Genomic DNA, 13,335 nt, shown 5'->3' with positions numbered 1-13,335 from the left:
CCTGTCAGTCGACGGTGGCCATTTCCTGCAGATAGTCTTCACGCCAGGTCGGCGAGCCGGTCGCAAGATGCTTGTCGAGCGTGCGCTGAGCCGCGCCATCCGCGCGCAAGATCGCGAGTGCTTCTTTCGGGAACTTCGCCTGAAGCATGCGCGAGTGATCCGGCGTCACCCATAGGTAGTCACGGTTGGGAACACCTTCGCTGATCATGTCGATCTGGTCATCGGTCAGCCCGAACACGTCGCGATAGAGACGCTTGTTGTTGCGCGCATCGCGGTTTGGCAGAAAGAAGAAGTTCTGGATGTTTTCCTTCAAGATCTCGAAGTTCGGGACTCGCTCGAGTTGGCTCAGCGACTGAGTCGCCATGACGAGCGTGCCGTTCAGCCCGCGAATCGTGACGGCCCACATTTCCAGCCGCGCATAGAAGCGCGGGTACCGGAAGAAGAAACCACATTCCTCGACCTCGATGATCGTGACGCGCTTGCCATCCAGCCATTGCGAGATGCGATAGAAGGCGTAATCCATGAACAGCGCGGCGGCGACCGGATAGCTCTCGAACAGTTCGCCCATCTCGATCGCCAAGTCGTCAGAGAGCGAGAACGCATCTCCGACGTGATCGAAGAACCGACCGTTCTTCTCGCCTTTCGTCCAGATCTGAAGGCGCTCGCGCAGCTCAAGTGGCAACAGCGTGGTCAGGAACGACAGCGTCCAGTACTCCGGGCCATAGCCCTGCGCGAGCGTGACGACGCGTTCGTAGATCGTCCGCTGCTGCTGCGGGGTGCAACGGAAATCCTCGCCATCGCCCTCGATTGCCATCTGGACCCAGTCCGACACATAGGTGTAGTGCCGTGGGTCAACCAACAGCGAAAGCGGATTGACCTGCGTCGCCGCCGCGAACTTGCCGGTTGCATCGACGAACTTGCCGTCTGCGAACACGGTAGGGATGCGTGTCGAGCGATTCTTGTCGAACTTGATGCGCCGCGGAGCGAAGCGTCCGGTTTGCGAAACGAGAAAGTTGAGAAAGATCGTTTTGCCCGCGCCGATCGGGCCCACGATCAGCGTGTGAGACTTCCCGCTCGGATCGTGCAAGGTGATACGCTGCAACGTCCGGTGGCGAGTCGGGAGCAGCGTGAGCGGGCCGACCTTCTGTCCGAGCTGCTGTGTAAGCCATTGGTTGACGTCACTGCCTTCCGCGACACCACGCACCGGCGCAATGTCCGAGACCACGGGTGTCTCGACGAATTGCAACCGCTTCTGCTGATCCCACCGGCCGGGCAACGTCGAGGCCCAGGCTGCGGCGAGATTTCGCTTCTCGACCAGCACGCCGAAGCCAGCGTTGCCGATTCGGCCGACGATCTCGCGCGCGTTGTCGTCGCACTCTTCGATCGTGTCCCCGTAAACGACTACCGAGATGTTCGCGAATCCGTATTGCTGACCGTCCGCGATCAGGCGAGCGAGCGCGTTTTCTGCCTCTTCGGCCAGGATCTCGCGCCCTTTCTCGTTTTCCATGTTCTCCTTCTTCTCGTCCTTCGAGAAAAAGCTCTTCAAGATCTTCATCGGGCTAAACGCTGCGACCTTGTAGAACGCGCGCATTTTCTCGATGTACGCCTGTGCCTTGCTGGTCGACAGGAATCGAAACATGACGCACACGTCGAACTCGGCGTCGACGTCGGCGAGCACGTCGAGCGCGGCCTCCTGGAAGCCCATCCACTCTTTCACCGCGATGATCTTCGCGTACCGTGTCCCATAGGCGGACTCGAACATGATGTGTTCTGCACCGTATGTCACGAAGCTTTCCGTCAGATGCGTGTCCAGCATCGTCACGGGGTAGCGTACGCGCCGCGGTGGAACCGACGGATTGGCGGTCTGGTGGAGGAATGCCAGCGCGTTTTGCAGCTGGAGCCGCGTCATCTTGAGGCGCGCGACGCCACCCTTGAACGCGTCCAGGATGCCTTCGAAGCGCTTGATGTCCGACGCAATGCGCTCCATGTCGAACACGAATGCACTTCGCGCGAACACCATATCCTTGACGGTCTCGAGCAATGCAATCGGAACCGACTTGCCACCGACCGTGATGTGATACGCGATCTTCTCGAAGAGCTTGTTGATCCCCGTCTCGGGCGTATACGCAAGCGCGAGCGAGTGGGTGTTGCGGAAGTACTTCCCGCTGCCCACACTCTTCTGGTTGATCTCGTCAACGCGCTGATCCATCTCCGACGCGAAGCGTCCGCCGATCTCGCCCCGAACACGGCGATGCGACATGCGCCACCATGCGGTGATCCGGTGATCGAAGTTCTTGCACGCGTGGTCGAGGTTGTCGCGGGCCGCCGAGATTTCATCGGCGTTCGGACTATCCGCATCTACTCCTTCGAACGTGTACAGCGTCAACAGTGACCCGTCCTTGTCGAGAATGACTTCGGGGGTCACCATCGTCGCCCACGGGGCGATCTCCTGAATCGCCCGACGCTTCGGGTTCGCGCTCACAGCGGGAGCTCCTGATCAAAGCCGTATGGCCGTTTGAATCGCACCGCGACCCGTGCCGTAGGCAGCGGCTCGTGCACATCGGGATACCGGTTGTAGACGACCAGCACGTCTTTCCACCACGGATCGTTCGATGACAACCAACGAAGCACCCAATGCACCACGATGCCGACGACTAGATAGATCGGCGTCATGCTGCTGTAGCAAAGTAGTGCCGTTAGCGTCCCGTTCGCGATCGCGAGGCCGCGATCGGCGCCGCCCATTTGGCGCGGCAGCGAAAGCGACCGGCTAACTTTCTTCGGTTCACGCACAGGTGTAGTTGATCTTCAGCTGGTTCTTCACGAGCGGAAGCGCGCAGGAAGCGATACCGAGGCCGACGATCACGGACGAAATCATCTTCCCGATATTGCTTTCCGAGTTCGCAATGGCCACTGCACCGACGATGATCAGCACGATGCCAAGGCCGAACAGGACCGGGCCACTGACGTAGGCCTGGATCAGGCAGATGAAGTTGGCCGCGTTGCCAAGGTCCCCGAGATCGACCGCCTTCGCGGCCGGCGCGGCCAACGTCAGGAGTAGTGCGATCAGAGTCGAGAGGCGGTTGCCACGTCCGAACAAGTATTGGCTGGTATCCAGCACCTTTTTCGAGCCCAGCGAATACAACGTTTGAATGTGCTTCTTCATCGGCAAACCCCGTGTGGTTAAAAAACGCGTTCGAGGACGTAGTCCCCGTCTTTGAACCCTTTGATCGCCAGCACTTCCGACACATGGCGCAGCTCGCCAGAGCGGCGCAGGTGGACGACGTAATGGAAGCAGTCGGCGATTGCCTTGCGCATGTCGGTGAGCTCCCAGCGGCTGCCGGGCGGGATGCCCAACATCGCGAGACTCTCGAGGCGGCTCAGGCCGCCGCGCGCATCGTTCGAGTGAATCGAACCCATTCCGCCGTCGTGACCGGTGCTGAGTGCCTGGATGAAGTCGTACGCTTCCCCGCCGCGCACTTCGCCGACGATGATCCGATCGGGACGAAAGCGCAGGCAGAGCGCCACCAGAACTTGGGTCGTGACGCCCTTGTCGGGGTTCGACAGCAGGCGAACCCGGTTCGGAAGGTCGACCTTCAATTCCATCGTGTCCTCGATCGTGATGACACGCTCCTCCCGGGGAATCAGCGCGTTCAACGCATTCAGGAACGTTGTCTTCCCGGTCGACGTACCGCCGGCGACGAGAACATTGGCGCGCTGTTGGACCATCGCGGTGAATGCCTCGGCGAGCGCTTCGTCAGCGACGTCCGGTGGGAATATCGGTCGGTCGGTATCTCGCTTCGCGTGAACCCGCGAGAACGCGCCCATCCGCGCATAGTCCTTGATCGACAGATTGGTCTCGCGGTGCCGGCGAATCGCGAGTGCGTCTCCGTCGATCGCCGTCGGCTTCATCACCGTCGCGATCCGGAGGTTCTTGTGGCCGCCGTTGATAATCCCCTGGGCCGTGCCGGCTTGCGCCGACTTCTCAACCGAGGCTGCGAGCGAATGGATCGCACCCATCAGCGTCGCTGGATTGAACTCGACGTCGAGGCGACGCATCACCCCCCGCTCCTCAACCCAGATGTTGTTCGCCGAATTGATCATCACTTCGGCGACGTTCTGGTGATCGAGGTACGGTTTGATGAGCTTCAGCGATTCGAAGAACAGCTGCACAGCGTTCTCTTCGAGTCGCGCGACCTTCAGAAAGGGATTTTCGGCAATTTCAGACATGCAGCTATTGTTGAGGCTGGCACATCCGCCGATCACGCGAAAGAATGGCTAATTTGAACAGCTTTCACGGCCTCGACGAAGCGCATGGCCACGCCGTCGGCGCGCCGACTTCCACGCAACTGGTTGTGTGGGCAAACTCGAAATGCTCCAGAAAAACGTATAGCTTTCTCCCGTCTCGGACCTGTCGACTCGTGGCATGCGTTTGCAACCGACGAAAAAAAACCCGGTCACAAGGACCGGGCGTGTTTCAGGAAATAGCGAGCCATTGCAGTCGCTCAGCACACAACTTCGATTGTCTCGCCGAACGGGGCGCGCCGAGCGCGCTTGAGCGGTGTCGTCGACGCCCAAAGCACTGGGTAAGCCGGCTCTTCGGACGGAAACGTACCGACCATATCAGTCAAGTACACGAGAAACGCGGGGTCCATACCCTCGCTCTTGATCCGTCGAAACGGATCGATGAACGAGGTACCGCCACCACCTTTCAGCGGCGCCAGCTCGACCGGGTCGCCCCGCTCGAACACCTGAACCTGCGTTACGCGCTCGTCGCAATCCATCACGATCAAGCGACGCGGGCGAACCGCATCGGCAACGGCCAGGATCTCGGCCGCGAACTGCGCCTGCGTTTCATCCCAGACCGAGCCGCTGGCGTCGCGCACAAACACCGCGTCGCCCACCGCCGGCTCGTTCAGTGACGGCAGATACATCCCGAGGTGCACGTAGCGACGATTCGGCTGCGCCCACGTATAGTCGGTCGGCGCAGCGTCCTGCGCAAAGCGATGCAGAAGCGAACGCCAGTCGACGACCGCGGCGACGGATTGCTCGACAGCGGCCTGTAATCCGCCGCCGAGCTTGCCGCAGGCCTGCGCAGCCTTGGCCGCCTGCAGCACGGCCACCTTCCACTCCGCCGCTTTCGCCGCCTTGTCAGGCCCGGCATACTGCCGGACTTCACCGCACGACGCTGCCGGGCCACCCGCCTTGTCGTCGGAGGGTCCCGGCGGCTGCGAGCCGGGCGAACCTGTCGGCGTGCCCGCCTTACCTCCCGACGGCGGATCGCTTGCCTGCTTGCCACCAGGCTGCTTCGCCACTTGGCGTTTCTCATGCGAGAGGACACCGTACACCTCTTCGGCCGACATCCCCTTGAAGCGGTGATCAACGAGCGCGCCCGACGGAAGCTGCATCCCAGCAGCCTCCACCATCAGATTGACGACGTAATCGCACGCCTCGTTCCAGCCGTCGGGGTCGCGATCACCTTGTCGCCAACAGTGCCCGCCGGCGACGTGCCATACCTCATGGGCGAGCACGCCACGGACCTCCAGGTCGTTCAGGCGCTCGGCATAGGTCGGGTTGTAGCCCAGCGTCTCTCCGTCCGTCCAGAACGTCTTGCAGCTCAGGTCCTCGCGGACTTTGAGCCGTAGCGCCAAGGCGCCGATGAACGGATGGTCGAGCACCAGCGCCGTGCGCTGCTTCGCGATGCGTGAGTCCATGACGACCTCATGCAGCGGCGAGGAACGACAGGCCCGTCGCCGACTGAACCGGGATCTGGTCAGTCAGCGGCGCCGCCGGCGCGCCGCCCATGAAGGCAGCCATCAAGCCTTCGATCTCGGTCGCCTTGCTGGCAACCTGCGACCGGAGCACTCGCGACTCCTTGAGATCCGCTCCGTTGTGCGCTGCGAGATGCTGCTTCGCCTCCGTGAGTATGCGCGCGAGCTTCGGGTCGTCGCTGAAGTTCAGCTTCGGCAGCAAGTCGCACAACTCGCGCACATGGTTCGCGACGTCGAGACGGACGTTGCCGGTCGCGTACAGGCGAGACGCCATCGTCGAAACGGCCTCGTACAACCGCCCGACCAAGTCGTTATTCGCGGTCTGGATCGATGCCATCGCGTGCTCGTCGATCTCCGTGCGCAACGTCGTCAGGACATCGCTCGGCAAGTCAACGCCGAACTGGCTGGCGTCCGGGAATGGCAGCACGGACAGCTTGACGCCGAACTTGCCCTTCAGCTCGGCCAAACTCGGGTAGTCCGCCTCGTTGTACAGGGTGTTCATCTCCGCCCTAGCCTGCTCCTTCAGGTCGAGGTAGTTCGTCATGAAGATCGACACGGCGAGATCGAACTCGTCTTTCATCGCGCGCAACCGCTCGGCCAGCTCCATATAGACCATGGTCGGCAGCAGCCGCACGCCTAGCTGGTCGTACTTCAGCGTCCGGCTGTAGTAGTGCGAGCGGATCCGATTGCCGATCGACACCACTTCGGCGTAGCTCGGCGCGTACTCCGGCAGCAGGCGCTTGTTGAAGCGCCCGATGCCGCGCGCGTGATGGCTTTTCTCGACCTCTTCGGTGACCTTCCCGTCATAGCGACGGGCAACCCACGTGGAAATCGTGACGGACGACAGCATGACCTTGGATTGCAGATCGGTAATGTTCATGAATAGCTCCAGATAAACAGAAAATGGCGAGACGAAAAAAAAGCCACGGACCGGAATCGGCCGTGGCAACAGGGAAAGGCACTACAGGGTTTGAAGGCGGCTATTCGCCGCGGATGATCTTGCCGATCTCACCGCCCTGCGCACGGATGAACGCATGATGGTTCTGCAGATCGGGCGTGCGCGCGATCGAGTCACGGACCAGCACCGCCGTGAACTCGCGTTTCCCCGTATCGGCGAGCCGGTCTGCATACTGCAGAACTCGCTCGAAGTTGCCATCGCTCGCTTTGTGCGAAAGCGCAGCAGTGAGGGCGTACAGGATGCTCGGCTCGTCCGGGATGACGCCCCGACTCGGGTCCAACAGGATCGCGTCGACCGACGGCAGAGCGCGGTAGATCGAAAGAAAGCTGATCAGCTCGGCACCGGCACCTTCGCCGACCGTCGCGCAAATTGCGTCAGGCAGCAAATCAGCCGAGACAGCCGGCATCGTTTTCGCGAGAAATCCCCACTTCCGGGGACTTGCCGACGCAACGATGTCGCGGCCACTGCGCGCCTCCCATAGCAGGTCCGGTCGGAAGCGAAGGAACGCGATCAGCTCCGGCGGAACGTTCTCCCGAACCGCCCAAGCCGTCCAGTCGTCGACCGTGGCTTCGAGTTCGACGACCGCTGCAAAACGCGAGATCAGCGGATCGAGGATCCCGGTGACGCCCGCGTTGTCGCTGCGGCGATTCGTTGCCGCGACGAACGTGACGCAGTCGGGTAACTGGTGCTCACCGATGCGCCGCGCGAGCAGCAGCTGCATCTTGGCCGCCTGCACCGCCGGCGAAGCCTGCCCGAGATCGTCGAAGAACCAGACCAGTGGACGCGCCGCCGACAGCGCCCGCTCGAGGTCGCCAAACGGCAAGAATCGGGCATGCGTGCCGTCGGCCGACGGAAACGGCAAACCCTTCGAGTCGGTCGGATCTTCGACAACCGGGTGACTGATGAGCAGGTCGTGCTCCGCCTCCTCGGTGGCAGCTTCGACGATGTCGGATTTGCCAATACCAGGCCGGCCGGTAATCAGCACCGGAAGGCGCTTCGGGATGTAGGTGGCGAGCAGCTGGGTGAGGCGTGCGGGAGAGAGTTTCATGGGGGCCTTGAATGAAAGAGCCCCACGGGAATCGCGCCCGGCAGGGACGTGACCCTGCGGGGCGATTGAAGATGCCGCGATGCGGCGATTCGACGCGTCCTGAGACGCGAGTTGATGCCTACGAACGAGCGCCGATGAGCGCTGCGGCCTGCTTCGCCGTCAGCGATGATCGCGGAACGCTCGTGGCGCGGGTCACGATCATGACGCCGTAGACGTCGGCGAGAACCCGGGCCTTGGCACAGAGAACGATCAGCTCGTCGAGCCCGGTCGGCGCCGGCGAGCGGTTGCGCCACACGTTGATTGCCACCTCGATCTCGACGATCGACACGGCATCAGGTGGCAATGGATTGGAAGTTCCAGATTGGTTCACGGGTGACCTCGGAAGTGTCGCCCCGTGAATGACGCCCGGCAGGACGAGATTCCCTGGGGCTGGAAATGGCCGCATTGTGGCGGATTCGATGCGTCGGTGACGCGGTGAGTAAAGCCAGTGTAGGAGCCGCCGTCATGCGGGCCGACCGGAAAGATCGAGAAATTCGCGCGGCTTTCAAACGATCACGTCCCGAATGACGAGAGGGGCCTTCTTGGATTTCGGCACGCGCCCGATCACCCTCATCACACGTAGGACTCGGCGATATGCATGTGACCGCGTTGAGCGGTACAGCGGTCCTCCCGATATTCGAACCGGCCGCCGTCTCGAGGGTCGGTTGAGCGGTCGCCCGAGCGGCGCCATCCGCCGGTGCCCTCTCTTGATTGCATGCGAGGATTAGTGAAACACCTATACGCCCGAGGGGCGAGTCGGAACCAATGGAAGCATTCCCGGTTTTGGTTCACCTGATGGTTGCCTCAAAACGTGCACACGGTCACGCAGGACCGTGTGCGTTTCAATTCGCAGCCTTAGTTTGGCTCGTCATCGCATGACAATGAGCCCTGGATTCCGCGACAGCTACTTGTCGAGCAAGCGTGCATGCAAACTCTCAAGTATCGACCAGCAAGGAATCGGCATCTTCACGACCTGGGTTGCTTTGCCGCCTCGTTTCACCCACGAACTAGTGACAACCCGCGACGCCTTGCGATCGATCGTGTAGTCGGCCGTGTAGATATCGCTCAGCATGCTCACAATCAGCGTCCCGTCCACACACGGGCATAAGTTGGCGACCTCGGGCCGCTTGAACTGCTTGTCGAAATCGAGATAGATCCATGAAGGATGCGCAATCTTGCCTCTCCTGCATTTGAGCATCGAGGCGTGCGTTGCGCACGCAATACCGCTCTTTCCGAACAGCCAGACATAGTGTGCATCGACGTCGATTCCGTTGTAGCTCTTCCAGCCTTCTGGGCCTTCCACGGTGAACGGCTCAGCCTGTTCCGCCACATACAACCGATTGCTGTTGCGGACCCCGCCATATGTGAGCACCGAGTTCTGTTTGCGCTGGCTGTGACCGGTCAGGGCGTCGCCGTCCGGGTCATCCGATAGAGCACTCGCAGGAACATACACGGAGCGAATTTCCGCCAGGTCGGCCCGATTAAGCTGGATGTTCAGCCGGGTGCTCTTCCCGTCTTTCCCGATCGGGTAGTAATTCACATAGCGAGCATCGTTCATCTCCCTGTTCTCGATCGCAAGCGAAACGAGCGTCTTGGGGTGCGTGCTGCCTTCAACACCGAATGCGCCATCGTTGAACGCAAGTCCGCTGACGTCGAGGTACGTCTCCGGGTTCCTCCCATCCCGGAGATCGTCGCCGATCACGGGGCCGGTGTCGGACAGGTTGCCACTAACAGAATCGAGAAGAAAGTGCGAAACGCGGGACGGATATTTCTCGACCGCCAGAAGTTCATATTTGGGAGTGAACGAGTCAACTTGGGTCTTGGGGGTATGGATGGAGAGGCTAACAAGCCAACCTGTGTTTCTTTTATAGTCCCACGCGAGGGGGGCGGCTTTGCCGTTGCCCCGGGCGACGTACAGCACGAGATCTTCCATCCAATGTCCAACGTGCACATAGAGTCCACGCTCACGCGCAACAGGCCGTACGGCCGTCACAATCCTAAGCATTTCCTTTCTATCCGCATCCCACGACTCGGGAAATGCGTTCACTATCGCCCCAAGATCGAGCACAGCGTCATGGCACCGGGCTCTGACGCGATCGGAAAGGGGACTTGTCTTGTTCGACTCCTTGGTTGCCGCCAACACCGCTTCCAGTTTTCTTCGGCTGGGCACGCAAAAGAGCATTGTATTTGCCGTCAGCAACTGGATATAGGTCTGGCACCAGAGGCCGAGCACTTCGGGCCATCCATCCTTGCTCTGGTTCGACTCCTTCTCAAGATATCCCGCCACTTTCCAGTTCGAGAAAATCGGAGTGTCGAGCTTCTCCTGATCCCTCCCAAGCCCCCAACCGAGCCCCTTCAACGCCATCAAGAATGCGTCCGCTTCGTCTTCGTTCGTGAGGGGCATGTCGAGAATTTCATTGATGCTTTTTTTTACTGTCTTCCGGAGATGGTACTTGCACGTGCTACCCGACCGCGATGTCTCCGTGTATTCCATTGCCAGGGTCAAACTCGTATCGCTGTCAATTTTCTCGATCTTGTAGGGTCTGGGCGGCGTATCGCAATCGAACGTGAGCCACTGGCCGATCTCGGTGGTCGTGCGGAAGTTCGTATCGGTGCCAACGACATCCTTTGAATTTCGCGTCAGGGACACTTTACCGGGGAGCGCGACAGCCGCCTCCCACTTATGCTCGCCATTGCATTTCGAACTCAACGACGATGCGTAGCTGCTAACGCCATGGCCGAACCCCTTGATGGACTCGATCTCCTCGTCGGTCTTGAGCTGATCCAGCATTTTCTGAATCTTGCTTTCGAGCGAGGGTTGTTGCGGCGCGAAGAAACTGAGAATCTGTGCCACAACCGAGAGCAGTGCACCGATAAATACGCCTACAGGCCCACTGGTTGCTGTCGCGGCAGTCAATATCGGGAGGACGCTCGCGCAGATGCTCATCAGCGCCGCGGAGCCCGAGACATAGTCACCCTTTTTGAACGCCTTGTCGGCTGCGTAAATGCCATTCACAAGAGCCGGAAGATTCTTCGCGATGGAATCGCTGATGTCCTTGTAGCCGGCGGACTTTTTCCCCTTTTCCACCGCCAGTGCATATTGCGCTTCGATCTGTTGTATATCGTTTTCCAAATTTACCCGGTCGACAGGATCCATGCCATCCAGCTTCAATTGCAACAGCAGGTCAATTTGCGCGCGGATTTGTTCCTCTACTGGCGTAGGCATGATTGGGTCCCCGTCTTGAATGTTGGATGTAACAGCGATGTTTGCTGCTCTTGGCCTCTGCCCCGGCAGCGGCATATATACCGCGTATGGATAATAGTCGGAAATTCTTTCAGAACCGTAATCAACCATCCGGACGCTCAATGGGTTCAAATGCCCGCCTATCAGCGCCAGTGAATATCCGAAAGTGGCCGTACGCTGGCAGTCCCACCCGTGTTTAGCCTGGAACGCGACGACGAAAAAAAACCGGCGCACGTGGCGCCGGTTGTTCGATAACGAATGGTGTAGCACCCCTCACGTCCCAAGCAGTTCGCCCTGGACGCTCAACATCGGAAGTACTTTCGCAAGGCCCTCGGCGTCCCGCTCACGCATCCGTCGCGTTCGCTCCTCGCCGACACCGTTGTGCTTCTCAACCACGTAGACGAAGTACTGCGGTTTCGCCGGCCCCGGCCATACTCGCCATTCGGCCATGATGCGGGCGCGCATCTCCGGGGAACACGCGAAATATGAGGCACGCCCCGAGCGCCAGACACGCGCGTCGTGGTCGCGCATCCGCTGCTCGCTCTTCCGGGCCCGTTCTATGCGCAACGCCCTCTCTGCATCGACGTCCGTTTCAGGTGCCGGCGCGAGCTGGTCCGCGAACAAGGGACAGTCACGCTCGAGCTTCTTCGCAATGCGCTTGTGCCGATTCAAGAAGGCCAGTTCCTTGCGACGCGTCCAGATGTAGTCCTCGTAACGGATAGTTCGATCGAAACGCATAATCCCCCCTCGATCAAGCTGCCAGCTGAGTGAGCCGCGACCGCGCATAGTCCAGCGTGCCGTTCTTCGCGTGGAGTGTCCGCCCTTCAGTCGAACCCGGCTTCGCCAACGCGTATCGCGTCGCCGCACCATGGCGAAAGCTACGGATCTCCGAGTAGCCGTCGGCGATCGCCTGGTCAACGTGCTCGACGCCCGTGATCAGCACGTTGTCGTGCGTGCGGTACCGGGCGAGGCCTGCCTGTTCCTTCGCGTCATTGGCGGTCTCTTCGGCGCGACGGTGCGCGCGGGCGGCGTCCTGCTTTGCCTCCCACTCGGCTTGTGCCGCCTCGTCATAGCCGCAGAACGCGAAGATCGCACGCCGCCGGCGCGTCGAGTTCAGGCCGCGCAATGAAACACCGAATTGCTCGCGCAATACACGCTTGCTCTGGTCGTTCCAGCCGGCCGCGTGGTCCAGGACTGACAGCAAAGCGCCAACGTTACGCGCCTCAACATCGGCGGCAAACCGGTTGGCCCCTTCGAACGTCATGCGGCCTCGCTCCAGCTTCGCCATCTCGACCTGCAGTTTGTACTGCCGCAGCGAGATCCGCCCCTTCTGTCGGTCGGCTCCGAGCCTGTCCAGCGACTTTTTCAGGACGGCGTCCCCGATCAGATCACGCAGGCGCTCGGCTACGGGCGACATCGCGAAGCCGACGTCCACCGGACGCTGGTACTGTTCGGGAAGATCCGGTTTTTCGACGAGGCCTGCGGCGAACAGCCGGTCGTCAACCTCCACGTAGGAGATACCGGCCGGCGCGGACTGCAGCGCGGCGACGATACCGGCACCGAGCTCGGCGTCGATCTGCCTTTTCTCGTGACGGTAGATCGCCACCGCGGACTGCATGACGTCGTACGGGAGCGTGTTGCGCAGAACTGGCACGTCCAGGAGAACGGGGAACCACCGCAGGTCGTACTGGAAGCGCTTAGCGTCGCCACGATAGTCCGCCAGCACCGAATCAGGAATCGGGTGATCCAGAAACAGCGCATAGGCGACATGAACCTCGTGCCGGCCGTTTACCCCGCCTGAGAGCGAGAGACGCGGCCCTTGCGACGTGAAGCCGAACAGCGCGTTTGCAACGTGGTCACAGACATCCGGCAGGTGGAAGCGCCGACCGGCGCCGCGCGCGGCCTCGACTTCAGCCTCGATCTGCTCGCCGGACAGCATCCATGCCGGCTTCGTCGCCAGCTCGAACACGAACTGGAAGACCTCCCAGCGCTTGCGCGTGACTTGCCAAGGTTGCAGTTGCCGCCCGTCCCGGCTAAACCAGCGGTTGCGGATTTCTTCGAAAAGCGAGGTGAAGATCGCTTCGGCCGTGCCAGGCTGTCGTACGGTCAAGATTCCGTTGTAGCGGAGGATCGGCATTTCGACGCCACCGCGCGTGAGCGAAATCTCGGTCGTTTCGTAGGCGGATAACGTTGCGTCGTGAAAAAACACGTGGAATACGTGTGCGAGGGTGTCGACGTGGATCGAGGCGTCAGGAGTTTTGATCGTGTACATCAGTGG

11 protein-coding genes are annotated in these 13,335 nt (G+C 60.8%); all 11 read right to left on the bottom strand.

Translation table 11 applies throughout. The features are described 5' to 3' along the window. Window positions 1-4: 4 nt before the first annotated feature. Complete coding sequence (locus tag WS49_RS25790) at window positions 5-2,482, bottom strand: VirB4 family type IV secretion system protein (RefSeq protein ID WP_059534623.1); 2,478 nt, start codon at window positions 2,480-2,482, stop codon at window positions 5-7. Then, the gene (locus WS49_RS25785; RefSeq protein WP_082725241.1) at window positions 2,479-2,790 is read right to left on the bottom strand and encodes a VirB3 family type IV secretion system protein; all 312 of its coding nucleotides are present in this window, start codon (window positions 2,788-2,790) and stop codon (window positions 2,479-2,481) included. The genes WS49_RS25790 and WS49_RS25785 overlap by 4 nt, the downstream gene beginning before the upstream one ends. Then, window positions 2,783-3,163 carry a TrbC/VirB2 family protein gene (locus WS49_RS25780; protein WP_059534619.1) on the bottom strand — a complete coding sequence of 127 codons (381 nt, stop codon included), beginning with the start codon at window positions 3,161-3,163 and terminating at the stop codon, window positions 2,783-2,785. The genes WS49_RS25785 and WS49_RS25780 overlap by 8 nt, the downstream gene beginning before the upstream one ends. A 17-nt stretch (window positions 3,164-3,180) precedes the next feature. After that, window positions 3,181-4,227 carry a CpaF family protein gene (locus WS49_RS25775; RefSeq protein ID WP_059534617.1) on the bottom strand — a complete coding sequence of 349 codons (1,047 nt, stop codon included), beginning with the start codon at window positions 4,225-4,227 and terminating at the stop codon, window positions 3,181-3,183. A 275-nt stretch (window positions 4,228-4,502) separates the two neighbouring features. Next, window positions 4,503-5,711: a vWA domain-containing protein gene (locus WS49_RS25770; protein ID WP_059534615.1), complete on the bottom strand. Its 1,209-nt coding sequence runs from the start codon at window positions 5,709-5,711 to the stop codon at window positions 4,503-4,505. 7 nt (window positions 5,712-5,718) lie between these two features. Further along, on the bottom strand, window positions 5,719-6,648 hold the full coding sequence (locus tag WS49_RS25765) for a hypothetical protein (protein WP_059534613.1): 930 nt from the start codon (window positions 6,646-6,648) through the stop codon (window positions 5,719-5,721). 100 nt (window positions 6,649-6,748) lie between these two features. Beyond that, window positions 6,749-7,774 (bottom strand): ATP-binding protein, encoded by a 1,026-nt coding sequence (locus WS49_RS25760; RefSeq protein ID WP_059534611.1) that lies wholly within the window; start codon window positions 7,772-7,774, stop codon window positions 6,749-6,751. 118 nt (window positions 7,775-7,892) lie between these two features. Then, window positions 7,893-8,144, bottom strand: a complete 252-nt coding sequence (locus WS49_RS25755) for a DUF3717 domain-containing protein (RefSeq protein WP_059534609.1) — start codon at window positions 8,142-8,144, stop codon at window positions 7,893-7,895. Between the two features lie 573 nt (window positions 8,145-8,717). Then, window positions 8,718-11,039: a hypothetical protein gene (locus tag WS49_RS25750; RefSeq protein WP_059534607.1), complete on the bottom strand. Its 2,322-nt coding sequence runs from the start codon at window positions 11,037-11,039 to the stop codon at window positions 8,718-8,720. A gap of 291 nt (window positions 11,040-11,330) precedes the next feature. Beyond that, window positions 11,331-11,795 carry a hypothetical protein gene (locus WS49_RS25745; protein ID WP_059534605.1) on the bottom strand — a complete coding sequence of 155 codons (465 nt, stop codon included), beginning with the start codon at window positions 11,793-11,795 and terminating at the stop codon, window positions 11,331-11,333. Between the two features lie 13 nt (window positions 11,796-11,808). Then, complete coding sequence (locus WS49_RS25740; protein WP_059534603.1) at window positions 11,809-13,329, bottom strand: hypothetical protein; 1,521 nt, start codon at window positions 13,327-13,329, stop codon at window positions 11,809-11,811. Window positions 13,330-13,335 lie beyond the last annotated feature (6 nt).

The sequence above is a fragment of the Burkholderia sp. RF7-non_BP4 genome, from assembly GCF_001521935.1.
Lineage (GTDB): Bacteria > Pseudomonadota > Gammaproteobacteria > Burkholderiales > Burkholderiaceae > Burkholderia > Burkholderia diffusa.
The sequence above is the reverse complement of the archived record's forward strand: the minus strand, read 5'-3'. Positions and strand labels throughout refer to the sequence as shown.